12 protein-coding genes are annotated in these 15,005 nt (G+C 38.7%); 11 read left to right on the top strand and 1 reads right to left on the bottom strand.

Translation table 11 applies throughout. The annotated features are described in order from the left end of the window. The first annotated feature begins 125 nt into the window (after positions 1–125). From AACL18_RS04630 to AACL18_RS04600, 7 genes are all read left to right on the top strand, one after another. Entirely contained in the window at positions 126–869 is a 744-nt protein-coding gene (locus AACL18_RS04630; RefSeq protein WP_339049607.1) for a hypothetical protein, read from the top strand. A gap of 64 nt (positions 870–933) precedes the next feature. Further along, positions 934–3,600 (top strand): pyruvate dehydrogenase (acetyl-transferring), homodimeric type, encoded by a 2,667-nt coding sequence (gene aceE, locus AACL18_RS04625; protein ID WP_339049606.1) that lies wholly within the window; start codon positions 934–936, stop codon positions 3,598–3,600. 166 nt (positions 3,601–3,766) lie between these two features. Beyond that, positions 3,767–5,074: a 2-oxo acid dehydrogenase subunit E2 gene (locus tag AACL18_RS04620; protein WP_339049605.1), complete on the top strand. Its 1,308-nt coding sequence runs from the start codon at positions 3,767–3,769 to the stop codon at positions 5,072–5,074. A gap of 43 nt (positions 5,075–5,117) precedes the next feature. Continuing rightward, a complete protein-coding gene (gene lpdA / locus AACL18_RS04615) occupies positions 5,118–6,539 on the top strand; it encodes a dihydrolipoyl dehydrogenase (RefSeq protein WP_339049604.1) in 1,422 nt (473 codons plus the stop codon). Between the two features lie 164 nt (positions 6,540–6,703). After that, positions 6,704–6,952, top strand: a complete 249-nt coding sequence (locus tag AACL18_RS04610) for a hypothetical protein (RefSeq protein WP_339049603.1) — start codon at positions 6,704–6,706, stop codon at positions 6,950–6,952. A 54-nt stretch (positions 6,953–7,006) separates the two neighbouring features. After that, positions 7,007–7,780, top strand: coding sequence for a hypothetical protein (locus AACL18_RS04605; RefSeq protein ID WP_339049602.1), 774 nt, complete (start codon positions 7,007–7,009; stop codon positions 7,778–7,780). Between the two features lie 40 nt (positions 7,781–7,820). Further along, positions 7,821–8,663, top strand: coding sequence for a phage holin family protein (locus AACL18_RS04600; RefSeq protein ID WP_339049601.1), 843 nt, complete (start codon positions 7,821–7,823; stop codon positions 8,661–8,663). Positions 8,664–8,673: 10 nt separating this feature from the next. Here the strand turns inward: AACL18_RS04600 and recG are convergent, their stop codons facing one another. Then, entirely contained in the window at positions 8,674–10,833 is a 2,160-nt protein-coding gene (recG, locus tag AACL18_RS04595) for an ATP-dependent DNA helicase RecG (protein WP_339049600.1), read from the bottom strand. Positions 10,834–11,019: 186 nt separating this feature from the next. Here recG and accB point away from each other — a divergent pair, with 186 nt between their 5' ends. The 4 genes from accB (at position 11,020) to hemA (ending at position 14,998) form a co-directional block, all read left to right on the top strand. Further along, on the top strand, positions 11,020–11,451 hold the full coding sequence (gene accB, locus AACL18_RS04590; protein WP_339049599.1) for an acetyl-CoA carboxylase biotin carboxyl carrier protein: 432 nt from the start codon (positions 11,020–11,022) through the stop codon (positions 11,449–11,451). 69 nt (positions 11,452–11,520) lie between these two features. After that, on the top strand, positions 11,521–12,861 hold the full coding sequence (accC, locus tag AACL18_RS04585) for an acetyl-CoA carboxylase biotin carboxylase subunit (protein ID WP_339049598.1): 1,341 nt from the start codon (positions 11,521–11,523) through the stop codon (positions 12,859–12,861). 4 nt (positions 12,862–12,865) lie between these two features. Then, the gene (prmA, locus tag AACL18_RS04580; RefSeq protein ID WP_339049597.1) at positions 12,866–13,753 is read left to right on the top strand and encodes a 50S ribosomal protein L11 methyltransferase; all 888 of its coding nucleotides are present in this window, start codon (positions 12,866–12,868) and stop codon (positions 13,751–13,753) included. Positions 13,754–13,759: 6 nt separating this feature from the next. After that, the gene (gene hemA / locus AACL18_RS04575) at positions 13,760–14,998 is read left to right on the top strand and encodes a glutamyl-tRNA reductase (RefSeq protein WP_339049596.1); all 1,239 of its coding nucleotides are present in this window, start codon (positions 13,760–13,762) and stop codon (positions 14,996–14,998) included. The last annotated feature ends 7 nt before the right edge of the window (positions 14,999–15,005 follow it).

The raw sequence follows: 15,005 nt of genomic DNA, 5'->3' as shown, positions 1-15,005 counted from the left end.
TCTGGCCTATACAATAACCGGAGGATTGCGAGTTAGACGGCAAACAGACAAAAATTCGAGTGTGAAGATTAATAAGATCAAATAATAATTTTTAAATATTAGGGCTGGATGCCCGGAGGAAGATTATGACATTTATTACATTGTTACTGTGCTTGGGATTGGAACGTTTTCTACATAGAGGGAACTTTTTAGCACGGTTTAATTGGTTTGAACAATATGTTAGTAAAATTAATGAGCTTACTAAAAATAATAGTTGGTCACAGCAATATTTTATTCCTTTATTGTTCGTCGTCTTACCGATCGTTATCCCGGTGGCGATTATTTATTTTTTAAGTGCTACTTTTATCCAAGGTTTATTAGCTTTTTTAATCGGTGCAGGGGTGCTTTTTTACTGCTTGGGTCCTATCAATATTTTTGATACCAAGCAAATACATCAACCGATATTTTGGCAGGCGAATGAATCCTTATTTGCAGTGATTTTTTGGATGGCTTTATTAGGTCCAATTGCAGCATTAGTCTATCGTTTAGTTGAACGTTCTGCCCACATTCATCCTAGTTATCCTGCTTTAGGAAAGTCTGCTCAACAAGTTCGAGCGTTGTTGGATTGGTTACCGGTGCGTTTATTTTCAATATTGTTTGCTTTAGCGGGGAATTTTGTACAAACCAGTCATTTTTGTTTAGATTACTTGCTAAGAGATGTTTCATTTAATCGAGAGCTCATTGAAAAAAGTGGTCGTATTGCATTAGGACTAGACGAAACGACTGAATTTACTAATGAAAACTATGATTCTGCCCTAAGACTCATAGACCGTGATTTAATCCTCTTTTTAATTATCGTATTCGCTGTCACGCTGGGTGTGCTGTTATAGTTAGGTCACTAAGCAGTTTGTAAAAAAAATAATCAAAGAATATTTTTCTAAAGGTAAGCCTGATATGACACAGCAAACTCCTTACTTAGATAAGGATCCTCTTGAAACCAAAGAATGGATAGATGCACTTTTATCTGTTTTAAAATTTGAAGGCCCAGATAGGGCACAATTTCTTGTCCAACAGCTTATCAATAAGGCGCGTCAACGGGGTCTGGACCTAAGCGCTTGCTTACACACACCTTATGTAAATACGATTCCTGTCGAGTTGGAACCACCTTTTCCTGGCGATGAAAAACTAGAAAAACGTATTGCGGCATTAATTCGTTGGAATGCTGTGATGATGGTATTACAGGCGGGCAAGGTTTCTTCTGAACTAGGTGGCCATATAGCAACCTATGCCTCGGCGGCAACTTTGTATGAAGTGGGTTTCAATCATTTTTTTCATGCGGCTAATTCTGAACACGGCGGCGATTTATTATACATCCAAGGTCATTCCTCCCCAGGTATCTATGCACGCGCATTTTTAGAGGGACGCTTAACAAAAGAACAATTAGCACATTTTCGTCAAGAAATCGGCGGAGAAGGTCTTTCCTCTTATCCCCATCCATGGCTGATGCCAGAATTTTGGCAATTTCCTACAGTTTCAATGGGTTTAGGGCCAATGCAGGCAATTTACCAAGCACGTTTTTTGAAATATTTACAAAATCGTGGCTTATTGGATAACAAAGATAGAAAAGTCTGGATGTTTTGTGGTGATGGAGAAATGGATGAACCCGAATCGCTCGGTGCACTTTGTATTGCGGCGCGGGAAAAATTGGATAATCTCATTTTTGTTATTAATTGCAATTTACAACGACTGGATGGACCGGTACGTGGGAATGGCAAGATAATTCAAGAACTAGAAGGTGTATTTCGCGGCGCAGGGTGGAATGTCAATAAAGTTTTATGGGGTAGTGCGTGGGATCCTTTATTTAAAAAAGATAAACAAGGTTTGTTACCTCAATTAATGATGGAAACCATTGATGGGGAATATCAAAATTTTCGTGCTAAAGATGGTGCTTACATACGCGAACATTTTTTTGCAAAATATCCCGAATTAAAAGCCATGGTTGCGGATATGAGCGATGAACAACTTTGGCTACTAAAGCGCGGTGGACATGATATTAAAAAAGTTTATGCCGCTTATAAAGCAGCAGTCGAACATCAAGGTCAACCTACGGTTATCTTAGCTAAAACCATTAAAGGTTATGGTATGGGCACGGCGGGTGAAGGTCAAAATATCACGCATCAACAGAAAAAGATGACACAAGAACAGTTACTTGCGTTCCGAGATCGTTTTAATCTCTCAATGAGTGATGCTGAGGTTGAAAATTTAAGTTTTTATCGTCCGAGTGAAAATAGTCCAGAAAATAAGTATTTAAAACAACAGCGTAAAAAGTTGGGGGGGTATTTACCCGCGCGTCGAACGCATGCTGACGAAAGTTTAGCGGCACCACCATTAAGTAATTTTGAGAATATATTACTTGGTTCAAATGGACGAGAAATCTCTACAACGATGATATTTGTGGAAATTTTGCGTCATCTGTTAAAAGATAAAAACTTAGGTTCTCGTATCGTACCCATAGTACCTGATGAATCACGCACGTTTGGTATGGAAGGTTTATTTCGTCAGATTGGGATTTATTCTCCGGTAGGTCAACTTTATGATCCCGTCGATGCGGGTCAATTAATGTATTACCGCGAAGATAAAAAAGGCCAATTGTTAGAAGAAGGAATTAATGAAGGCGGCGCATTTTGCTCCTGGATGGCAGCGGCCACTTCTTATAGTACGAATAATTTGAGCATGATTCCTTTTTATATTTATTATTCGATGTTTGGTTATCAACGAGTTGGTGATTTTGTTTGGGCTGCGGGTGATATGCAAGCACGTGGATTTATTTTAGGTGCAACAGCAGGCAGAACAACTTTAGCTGGTGAAGGTTTACAGCATCAAGATGGGCATAATCTGTTGTTTTTTTCAGTAGTGCCTAACTGTGTTGCTTATGATCCTTGTTTTGGTTATGAACTCGCCGTCATTATTCAAGACGGTTTGCGCCGTATGATGCAAGATCAGGAAAATGTATTTTATTATCTAACTTTGATGAATGAAAACTATATCCATCCTGCGTTAAGCGAAGCTAATAAGGAAGGCATAATTAAAGGCATGTATTTATTATCCGAAACTAAACCAAGTAAACAACACGTACAATTATTAGGTTCTGGTACGATATTAAATGAAGTGATTGCGGCTGCTGAGTTATTAAAAACAGATTTTGGCGTGAGCGCTGATATTTGGAGTGTAACGAGTTTTTCAGAATTACGTAAACAAGCATTAAGTGTTGAGCGACATAATTTATTACATCCTAATGATGTCGAACAACAGAGCTATGTGACACAATGTTTACAAAATCGATTAGGACCTGTGATTGCCGCAAGCGATTATATCCGTTTAAATGCCGATCAAATTCGTGGATTTATTAAAGCACCTTATACGGTATTAGGAACAGATGGTTATGGACGTAGTGATACGCGTGAGCAGTTGCGACAATTTTTTGAAGTGAATCGTTATTATATTGTTCTAGCCAGTTTACATGCCTTGATGGCAGAAGGTTTAGTGAGTACGACTGAAATCGACCGAGCCTTTAAAAAGTATGCAATTGATCCTAAAAAGCCAAATCCATTTACCATTTAAATGAGCAGCAACCTAGTTAAAAAATTCAGGTGCAAAAAATAGTAACTCGTAGCAATTGATTTTTTGTCAAGTGCCGTGTATTTAAAAATAGGGTTATGTAACAACCTTAGCTTGAGCGGCAACAGAGACAAAAATTCAAGTGTGAAGAGTATTGAGGAGAAAACGTTTGTCTAGTTTAAAAGAAATAGTCGTTCCAGATTTAGGTAATGTTGCTGCCGCGGCAATTATCGAAATACCCGTTAAAATAGGCCAAGATATTGCTGTGGAAGATGCATTGATTACGCTAGAAAGTGATAAAGCATCGATGGATATTCCATCACCTTTAGCCGGAAAATTAAGAGAATTAAAAGTCAAGAAAGGGGATAAAGTTTCAAAAGGTGATTTGATTGCAATTATTGAAACAGAAGAATCCAATGCATCGACTGAAAAAGCGGTGAGGAAAAAACGATCGATTTCAGATACAGCTCCACCCGCGGTTGCGCCAGAAATAGACAGTAAAAATTTAAAAAAAGAGGAAGAAATTGTATCTCGATCCGCTGGACTTGAGCAAGAAATAGAATATATAGAAGAAGAGGACAAAGGTGATATTCATGCAGGTCCTGGTGTCCGACGTTTAGCGCGAGAGTTTGGTATCGATCTAAATAAAATTTCCGGTACCGGACAAAAAGGTCGTATCATCAAAGAAGACTTACAGAAATTTGTTAAAGCACATTTAAGTCAAGGTTCTAGTAGTCAGATGGTGTTACCTAGCGCGCCAGAGATTGATTTTAATCAATTCGGTAAAACAGAAAAGCTGGTTTTATCACGTATTAAAAAATTAACTGCACAATATTTACATCGTAATTGGTTGTTAGTCCCGCATGTAACACAGTTTAATGAGGCAGATATCACTGAATTGGAAGTTTTTCGCAAAGCGCAAACAGGGTTTGCAGCCAAACAAAATATTAAATTAACGCCGTTAGTTTTTATTATGAAAGCGGTAGTCGCCAGTTTAAAAGCATTTCCTTCTTTTAACGCTTCTTTATCGGCGGATGGTGAGGAATTAATCTTAAAAAAATATTATCATATTGGTATTGCTGTCGATACACCGGAAGGTTTAGTAGTACCGGTGATTAGGGATGTGGATAAAAAAAGTCTTTTAGAATTAGCCCAGGAATTAGGTACGGTGAGTCTTAAAGCGCGCGAAAAACAATTAACAAATGTGGATTTGCAAGGCAGTTCATTTACTATTTCAAGTTTAGGTGGTATCGGTGGTACGGCATTTACACCTATAGTCAATGTACCGGATGTGGCTATTTTAGGTATGTCTAAAGCACAGTTTAAACCGTTCTATCAGGATGGAGAGTTCGTGCCACGATTAATGTTACCTTTATCTCTATCGTATGATCATCGTGTCATTGATGGTGCGGAAGGAGCGCGTTTTATTATGCATTTAAGCGCATGTCTCTCAGATATACGCCGTTGGCTACTATAGGCTCGACTGCCCATTTATTTTTATAATTATTCTAGAGGAAACTATGGCGGAATTAGAAATTAAAAAAACCGAAGTACTTGTGTTAGGTAGTGGCCCAGGGGGTTACAGCGCGGCGTTTCGTGCCGCTGATTTAGGAAAAAAAGTCATATTAGTGGAAAGAGAATCTACCCTAGGCGGTGTGTGTTTGAATGTTGGATGTATTCCCTCTAAGGCATTATTACACGCTGCAAAAGTCATTGAAGAAGCCAGTGCCATGGCGGAATTTGGAGTAAGTTTTGGCGAACCTAAAATTGACATTAAACAATTACGCACTTGGAAAGACAGCGTAGTAAAAAAATTAACTGGAGGTTTATCTCTATTAGCCAAGCAACGAAAAGTTGAATGTGTTTTTGGCGATGGAAAATTTACCGGAAAAAATGAATTAACGGTTGGAAAACAAAAAATTGTATTTGAGCAAGCCATCATTGCAGTGGGTTCACAACCGATAAGCTTACCTTTTTTACCCGATGATCCCCGGATTATTGATTCAACCGGCGCGCTCGAACTAAAGGAAGTTAAAGGTGATCTTTTGGTGTTAGGTGGCGGCATTATCGGTATGGAAATGGCTAGCGTTTATCATGGATTGGGCAGTGATATTACCGTAGTAGAAGCCGGTGATATGATCATTAATGGTGCTGATAAAGATATTGTCATGCCTTTATATAAGCGTTTACAAAAACATTATAAATTTTTATTAAAAACTAAAGTGACTAAAGTTGAAGCTAAAAAAGAGGGATTATGGGTGACCTTTGCCGGAACTGAAAGTTCTAAACCACAACGATTTGATCGAATTTTATCGGCTGTTGGTCGTAAACCGAATGGAAAACTCATTGGTGCTGAAGCCTTAGGTATCACCGTTACTGAACAAGGATTTATTCCAGTAGATAAACAATTGAGAACTAATATTCCACATATCTTTGCTATCGGTGACGTCGTTGGTAATCCTATGCTGGCGCATAAAGCGGTTGCTGAAGGGCGGGTTGCCGCTGAAGTAATAGCGGGTAAGAAACACTTTTTTGAACCACGTTGTATTCCTTCCGTAGCTTATACAGATCCGGAAATTGCCTGGGTTGGTTTAACGGAAACAATTGCAAATGCCGATGAAAAAAACAAGATCCCTTACCAAAAAGCTGTTTTTCCTTGGTTAGCCAGTGGTCGTTCCTTAGGTCAAGGACGTGATGAAGGTTTAACTAAATTATTATTTGATCCGAAAACTCAACGTATTTTGGGTGCGGGCATAGTAGGTCCCAATGCCGGAGAGCTGATTGCTGAAATTGCATTGGCAATTGAAATGGGTTGTGAAGCTGAAGATATTGCTTTAACGATCCATCCACATCCGACGTTTTCCGAAACGGTGATGCTAGCCAGTGAAATCTTTGAAGGAACTATCACTGATTTGTATATGCCTAAGAAAAAAACCAGTTAATCTAAAACTGGCGGTGAGTAGTTAAGCTATTCGCCGTCGGCTTAACTTATTTAACATCAAGTCAATAAATATATAAATTTTTTAAATAAAATTTATATAAAAAAAGTGTATTAGTTCTTATTTAAGTATAAAATAAGACGATGTAAAAATTTACAGGGACGAAAATGCTAAACAATAAAATCAATTCCGCAATACCTCACATCAAAACTAAAGCCGCTACCTATCCAGATTTACACGGCAAGTACGAAACCCTCGCTATTGAGCCACTCACACCTTGTAATACACCTACTTCTTCTTATAAAAATATTGGAAGTACCGTAAAATTTTATATTCCATCGTCTTCATCTTCCTCATTGGAAAGCAATAGCATTGAAGCTATTTATAGTACAACGCACCGACGATACACATTCTAATAGCAAGCAAATAATAAAATTATTTTTTTAGATAACTGCTAGTTAGGAAAAAAAATGCTAAACAATGAAAATAATTATCGTATTAAATTAGAATTTGCCTCTTTTTTAAGGGGTCTACCAGAATTTATAATTCACTCTACTGAGCTAGAAGCCTATGTTGAGGTGACCGTTCAGCCATTTCGGCCTTATCACTTCTTGGTTTATTTTTCGGGATCATCCACTTCGCAGCAGCTTATTGAGCAATTATTTCAAGAATTAGAAAAAGATTATATCCAACCAGATGAATTGATGCAGTTAGGAACAATGTTCAAAGAATATTGGCTTTTACTTAAACAAATACAAAATAATCGGACTTATTATGCGATAACACCCGGCATGATGACCGGAGTTTCTATAATTTTACATGCTTGTTTATTATTTTTTCCGGCAAGTAAAACATTAATTTATAGTAGTTTAATTGCAGATTTTTACAGTTTAAGTTTTTGGTTGTTTTCAATATGGTCATTTAGTAAAAAAGAGCGAGCTTTACATGAATTAGAAAGTAAACTCCTGGAGAAAATAAATTTTCTTAAATTATTTTTTTCTTCTATGCCACAAGCAGGCGCGTATTATCCAGAATCCTCATCTTTGTTTTCCCTACTTCCTACTTATGAGGATGTATTATTAGAAGATGCGATGAGAGACAATGGGTCTACAATATCGGTAGCTCCTGCAAATGGTCCCAGTTTTTTTTATGTTCCTGTGAGTAACGAAGGCTATGATAATGATAATGTTAATGTTCATGGTGATCATTCTCAATTCAGATCGGAAAGATGTTATTCTATTTAACAGGAGTTTGGCAAAACAGTGATTTTTCAAGGAGAAAAACATGAAAAAATATCGGATAAAAAAAATCGATGCGTTGACTTTAAATGGTTTGCGAGGTTTGCATATTATTCCTTTCTGTGAGCATTACTCGGAAATCTTAGTGCTGGATGGTAATGTCTTCAGCCATTTTGGTGCATGTAGAGAAATATCTATCTTACCCAAAAGTTCTGATACTGGATTAGTCTGTGCTGTTTTAAGCGAGATGCAACGTGGTAATGCAACTTCTGAAACGGCCACAAAATTGAAAGTTTATCTGCAATATGCTGAAAAAAATGATAAAAATAGTGAAATAAAGTCCGATCTAAAACAAGCGATTAAACAAATCTTTTTCGGTTTAGCCGTAGTTGCGGCGGCTATAGCGGGATTTATACTAATGCCATTGCTAATCGGCCTTTTCCCCCTTTATGTAAGCTGGATATCATTACTTATTGTTCCGATTGTGGCTGTTGCCGCCTATGGAATTATCAATTCATTGGTAGGTGTTGTGAAATTTGGGTTTGGAATCTTCTCATTTTGTTTTCGGCAGAATAATAGGGGGCAGTTGCTGGAGTTAGAAAATGCATTACATCGTTTTTGTTTAGCACCGCCACCCTCTTATCGCGAGGTAATGGATAATACGCGGCCTAACGCGCCTGCATGGTATTCAGAGCTGCCTACTTATCAACAAGCTATGCAGAATGGTAAGAATTTCTCAATGCCTGTCAAAATATCTCCGATAAATACTCCTGTACGGACTTCTTTAGAGCATTCGCCACATTTTTTTCCACCACCGTCTTATAATGCAACTAATAACAGAGCGACTAATCTTGATAGCCGGGTTTTTTGTAATTTCATAAGAACTTAAGGAAATCAGTCTAAACCTTGCTATAGCTGCCATCATTGTTTTGTGCCCAACGTTGAATGATAGGCTCGATCAAAAAAGGATATTCGCTGTGCAGCGTTGTGCTAAGATTAAGGACATGCGGAATTAAATCATGATCGCGTTTAAGATCGGCGATGCGTAATTGTTGCCAGCCAGTTTGACGCAGCCCCCATATTTCACCAGGACCGCGTAATTCTAAATCGCGTTGCGCAATCATAAAACCATCGTTACTGCTGCGCATAATACTTAAGCGTTCTTTGGCTAAAGGTGATAAAGTTTGGTAGAGCAAAATACAAAAACTTTTGCTATCACTACGGCCTACACGGCCACGTAATTGGTGAAGTTGTGCTAAACCTAAGCGTTCAGCATTTTCTATCACAATTAAATTAGCACTACTGACATCGACACCGACTTCGATAACCGAAGTTGCTACTAATAAATCAATTTCACCATTTTTAAAATCACGCATAATACGTTCTTTTTCAGCGCTTGGCAGTCTTCCGTGTATCAATCCTAAGCGTAGGCCCGTTAAATCGGCTTTTAAGATTTTAAAAGTTGTTTCAGCGGCTTGATAATGCTGTAAATCCGATTCTTCAATGAGCGGACATACCCAATAAACCTGTTTTTGTTGTGTACACGTGGCGCGTACCCTTTCTATTACGTCCGAACGGCGATGATCCGAAAGAACAATGGTTTGTACCGGTAGGCGACCGGGTGGTAATTCATCTAGAAAAGAAATATCTAAGTCGGTAAAGCTCGTCATGGCCAAGGTTCGGGGAATCGGTGTGGCAGTCATGAATAGTTGATGAGCTTGTAAATTTTCTTGTTGACCTTTTTTCCATAAGGCTAAACGTTGTTGCACACCAAACCGATGTTGTTCATCAACAATGATGAAACCTAAGTTTGCAAAATGCACCCCTTCTTGAAAAAGAGCGTGAGTGCCGATAGCAATATGCGCTTTACCGGTTTTTATTTCAGCCAGTGTTTGTTTTTTAGCTTTTCCTTGTAAGCCTGCATTTAAACAAACAACATGAAAGCCTAAAGGGGTTAACCAGCGATGAAAATGTTGATAATGTTGTTCACTTAATAACTCAGTTGGAGCCATTAAGGCGACTTGGTAATGATTAGCAATAGCAAGTAATGCAGCAAAAGCGGCGACTACCGTTTTACCTGAACCGACATCGCCTTGCAATAAACGTTGCATAGGGATGGTCGCTTGCATATCTCGATTAATTTCTTTGATAACGCGTTTTTGTGCCTGCGTTAATTGAAAGGGTAAGGCAGTCAGAAAACGTTTAATTAAAGCAGCATCTGTTTTTAAATGTGGCGCTGTTTCAGTAGCACGTTTTTTTTTCATTTGTTGCACGCTGAGCGAATGGGCAAGTAACTCCTCTAATGCTAAGCGTTGCTGTGTAATATGTTTTCCAGTGGCTAATTCTTCTAAGGGTGCGTCGGCAGGTGGGCGATGGATATAATATAAGGCTTCTAATAAAGAAGGGAATTTTATTCGTTTTAATAAATCTTCGGGTAAATATTCAGGGAAATAATGTTGTTGTTTGTGAATTAACTTAGTTTCAAAATTTTTGAATAATAAATGAAATACTTGAACAATAAGTTTATGCCATAAGCGTTGCGACATACCGGGCGTGCTCGGATAAACACCCGTTAGATAGGTCGGCAATAGAAGCTGATTCTGATTACGTATAAATTCATAATCGGGATGTATCATTTCTAATTCAAAAAAACTATTTTTTTTGGTACGTACTTCACCAAAGCAAAGTAAACGTAGTCCTTTTTTAAATTGTTGAAATTGTTTAAGCTTTAAATGAAAAAATCGTAGGTTGATACTGCCAGTTTCGTCGCTGAGTTTACAAGAATATCCCTTTCTACTTTTAATCGCGTGCGGATCACGATGAATTACACCCGTAATCAGTACATTGCTATCGCAACGGACATCTTTGATGGGAGTGAGTTGTGTTCTATTTTCATAACGCAAAGGTAAATGTAGCAGTAGGTCTTGCAAGTTAAGTATGCCACATTTGCTTAGATAACTGCTGATTTTTGGGCCAACACCCAGCAGTTGAGTACAGCTAATTTCAGCCAAGCTCAACCGGTGAGCATCATTCGGATTTTTTAAACCTAAGTTTTGCATAATGCCATCTCTATGCTAGCGATTATTAAAAAAGCCAATAAAATGCAGAAGATTAAGCTTAACAAACTTATGTGTATACTCACAGACAAAAAATTCAAACGCAAAGAGTATAGAAAGACTAGCAAAGTCAGCTTGGATATGCTCCAATAAGCCGCATATTGTTGTTTGAAAAAGAGGCCGTTTTTTATGGATTCGGAAAAAATTAATCAGCTTATTAAACTCCTAAATGAGCATGGTTTGACTGAAATTGAATTTTCTGAAGGAGATCAATCGATACGCATAAAGCGACAATCATCTTCACCTGCTCAGATAACATCCTTACAGCCTAGTCCTTCGAGTGGGATTATGCCACCTGCATCAGACTCTTTAGAACCTGAAGTAAGCGGTCATAGAGTGCGCTCGCCAATGGTAGGCACCGTTTATTTGGCACCTAATCCCGATGCACCCCCATATGTAAGTTTAGGTCAAAAGGTAAAAAAAGGTGAAATTTTGTGCATAATTGAAGCCATGAAAATGATGAACCACATCGAAGCAGACAGATCAGGCGTAATTAAGGCGAGATTGGTAGATAATGGTACGCCGGTTCAATATAATGATCCTTTATTTATTATTGAATAGAAACTGACTAATTTGCTTTATTTTGTTGTTGAAACGGCGGGTATGCTAAAAACTGAGTAGGTAAAAATAATGCTAAATAAAGTCGTTATTGCAAATCGTGGCGAAATTGCTTTACGTATTTTACGTGCCTGTAAAGAATTAGGCATACAAACCGTCGCGCTACATTCAACGGCCGATGATAATTTAAAGCATGTGAAATTAGCCGATGAAACCGTTTGTATCGGTCCTCCGCCTGCTAGCGCCAGCTATTTAAATATTCCCGCTATTATTAGTGCAGCTGAAATTACTGATGCAATGGGTATCCATCCAGGCTATGGTTTTCTCTCTGAAAATGCGGATTTCGCTGAGCGTGTACAACAAAGTGGTTTTGTTTTTATTGGACCTGAACCTGAGACAATACGCATGATGGGCGATAAAGTATCGGCGATCACTGCGATGCGTAAAGCTAAAATTCCTTGCGTGCCTGGTTCTGAAGGTGAATTAGACAATGATGATAAAAAAAATCTAAAAATTGCGCAAAAAATTGGTTATCCGGTTTTGATAAAAGCAGCGGGTGGTGGTGGTGGGCGCGGAATACGTGTGGTGCATAGTGAAGCAGCACTTTTAAATGCGATTGCAATAACGCGATCCGAAGCACAAGCTAATTTTAAAAACGCGAGTGTCTATCTGGAAAAATTTTTAACCAACCCTAGACATATCGAGATTCAGGTATTAGGCGATGGTCAAGGTCATGCTATTCATTTAGGTGAACGTGACTGTTCTATGCAGCGCCGCCATCAAAAAGTCATTGAAGAAGCACCTGCCGTTGGAATTACCGAGAAACAACGCCAACATATGGGTGAGCTCTGCGTAAAAGCTTGTCGCGATATGAAGTATCGGGGTGCAGGGACGTTTGAATTTCTGTATGAAAATGATAATTTCTATTTTATCGAAATGAATACACGTATCCAAGTCGAACATCCAATTACTGAAATGGTTACCGGTGTTGATTTAGTGGTCGAACAATTGCATATCGCTTCGGGTGAAAAATTAAATTATAAACAAAAACAAATAGCAATCCGTGGTCATGCGATCGAATGCCGTATCAATGCCGAAGATCCAAAAACATTTATGCCATCTCCTGGAACGATTAGCTTATACCATGCTCCAGGCGGTCCAGGGATCCGTATGGATACACCTATTTATACTGGATATTGTGTCCCGCCTTATTATGATTCATTGATAGGTAAATTAATTGCTTATGGCGAAACACGTGAAATTGCATTAGCCAGATTACGCAATGCCTTAGATGAAATTGTTATCGAAGGCATACAGACAAATATTGCTATGCATCAAGCTTTAGTGCGTGATGCCAATTTTATTAAAGGTGGGACCAATATCCATTATCTTGAACAACGTTTAGCGTTGTAATTCTATGCGTTACTTGCAATTGCACTTAAATACACTGCGTGAGCATACAGAGGTGCTGAGTAATTTTTTAGAAGACGCTGAAGCTTTATCAGTGACTTGGCAGGGATTGGATGAACAAAGTCTCTATGAGCCTTTGCCGGATAGCACACCTCTCTGGGAACAGGTTAAAATAAGCGCGATATTTGCAGAGTCTACTGTACTGTCAACAGTGATGGATGCGTTAAGCCGAACATTTGATGAAAAAATTATTTTGGCGAATCAAAGCGAAATAGTCGAAGACCAAGCTTGGGAACGCGTGTGGTTGCAAGATTTTAAACCGATGCGTTTTGGGAAAAAACTATGGGTTTATCCTAGTGTTTATGAACCGCCGGTAAAAACTGCGGTGAATATACGTTTAGATCCTGGTTTAGCGTTCGGTACGGGTACGCATCCCAGTACTGCTTTATGTTTAGAATGGTTAGATGCCCACCTCCTCCAAGAAAAAACCGTGATTGATTATGGTTGTGGTTCGGGTATTTTGGGCATAGCAGCGGAGAAGTGTGGTGCAAAACACGTGATTGCTATCGATCACGATCCGCAAGCACTCGCTGCAACCCGAATGAATGCCGAACAAAATGATATACCTACAGAAAAATTAACGATTGTTTTGCCAACGGACTTAGAGTTGCAAGAACCAGTCGATATTTTGTTGGCTAATATCTTGGCTCAGCCCTTAATTGATTTAGCGACTTATTTTAGATCCTTAATTAAAACCGATGGCTATTGTGTATTAGCAGGGATTTTAAATGAACAAATCGATGCTGTGCGACAAATTTATAGCGCAGCAGGATTTAAAATAATCGATATTCGTTATCAACGAGAATGGGCGAGTTTGGTAGGGAGTGCAATCTAAAATTTTATGAATTTGCTTGCCTGTGGAATTAATCATGCAACAGCCGATCTCGCCATCCGGGAAAAACTTAGTTTTGGTAAGGATTATTTGGCAAGTTCTTTGCGCGCTATGTTGCAGGACACACAAACTGAAGAAGCGGTGATTTTATCGACCTGTCATCGGACTGAGTTTTACTGTATCAATGGTGATGCACAAACTACCATGAACTGGTTATATCGACATAAAAAACTTCCTCAAGATAGTCTTAGGTCACATTGGTATGTGTATCAACAAGAACATGCTTTACGTCATTTATTGCGTTTAGCGAGCGGCTTAAACTCTAAAATCTTAGGTGAGCCACAAATCTTTGGCCAAATAAAAAATGCTTATTCTTTTGCCCATTCCTTAGGGATTGCGGGTGCACATTTTAATCGCTTGTTTCAATATGTTTTTTCTGTGAGCAAACAAGTACGTAGTGCGACGGATATTACTGCGCATCCGGTCTCTCTGGCATTCGCGGTAGTGACTTGCGCAAAACAAATCTTTGCTCATTTAGCGGATACTCAGGTTTTGTTGGTGGGAGCGGGTGAGACGATTTCTTTAGTTGCTAAGCATTTGTTTTCTCAAGGCGTGCGTCATTTTTGGATTGCTAATCGTACTCCGCAGTTAGCAGAAAAACTAGGAAAAGTGATCGACGGTCAGGCAATTTGTTTAAACGCTATTCCTTATTTTTTAGCTAAGGCAGATATTATTATCGCAGCCACAAGTTGTGATGTGCCACTGGTTAAAAAGTGGATGTTGGAACAGGCTTTTAAAGAACGTAAACGTCGACCCTTGTTTATCGCCGATTTGGGCATGCCTAGGGATATTGAATCCAGTGTTAATGAATTGGAAGATGTATATCTTTACACACTTGAGGATCTGCATCGATTAATCCAGACAAATCAACAAGGTCGAAAAGCTGCAGCTGTAAAAGCTGAAAGCCTGATAGAAGAGAAAGTTCAACATTATCTGCAGCAGTTGCAAATTACAGCCGCTGCGCCAGTTATTTGTTCCTATCGTCAACAAGCGGAACAATTTAGGGATGTAGAAGTCAAAAAAGCCTTAGCTTTGTTAAAAAAAGGTCATGCACAAGAAGAGGTTATCCAACAGTTAGCGTACCGTTTAACCAATAAACTGATACATCAACCGAGCGTTGCCATCAGTAAAGCCGCACAACTGAATCAACAAGAGCTATTGACGGTGCTGTTAAACAGCTTTAATTAAATATTTT

The organism is Rickettsiella endosymbiont of Xylota segnis (genome assembly GCF_964019545.1).
GTDB lineage: Bacteria > Pseudomonadota > Gammaproteobacteria > Diplorickettsiales > Diplorickettsiaceae > Aquirickettsiella.
The sequence above is the reverse complement of the archived record's forward strand: the minus strand, read 5'-3'. Positions and strand labels throughout refer to the sequence as shown.

Bases quoted from the DNA above. Each gene is read 5' to 3' on its own strand.
- prmA (WP_339049597.1), top strand. From the start codon at position 12,866: ATGCGTTACTTGCAATTGCACTTAAATACACTGCGTGAGCATACAGAG.
- AACL18_RS04630 (WP_339049607.1), top strand. From the start codon at position 126: ATGACATTTATTACATTGTTACTGTGCTTGGGATTGGAACGTTTTCTA.
- hemA (WP_339049596.1), top strand. From the start codon at position 13,760: ATGAATTTGCTTGCCTGTGGAATTAATCATGCAACAGCCGATCTCGCC.
- accB (WP_339049599.1), top strand. From the start codon at position 11,020: ATGGATTCGGAAAAAATTAATCAGCTTATTAAACTCCTAAATGAGCAT.
- AACL18_RS04600 (WP_339049601.1), top strand. From the start codon at position 7,821: ATGAAAAAATATCGGATAAAAAAAATCGATGCGTTGACTTTAAATGGT.
- AACL18_RS04610 (WP_339049603.1), top strand. From the start codon at position 6,704: ATGCTAAACAATAAAATCAATTCCGCAATACCTCACATCAAAACTAAA.
- lpdA (WP_339049604.1), top strand. From the start codon at position 5,118: ATGGCGGAATTAGAAATTAAAAAAACCGAAGTACTTGTGTTAGGTAGT.
- aceE (WP_339049606.1), top strand. From the start codon at position 934: ATGACACAGCAAACTCCTTACTTAGATAAGGATCCTCTTGAAACCAAA.
- recG (WP_339049600.1), bottom strand. From the start codon at position 10,833: ATGCAAAACTTAGGTTTAAAAAATCCGAATGATGCTCACCGGTTGAGC.
- accC (WP_339049598.1), top strand. From the start codon at position 11,521: ATGCTAAATAAAGTCGTTATTGCAAATCGTGGCGAAATTGCTTTACGT.
- AACL18_RS04605 (WP_339049602.1), top strand. From the start codon at position 7,007: ATGCTAAACAATGAAAATAATTATCGTATTAAATTAGAATTTGCCTCT.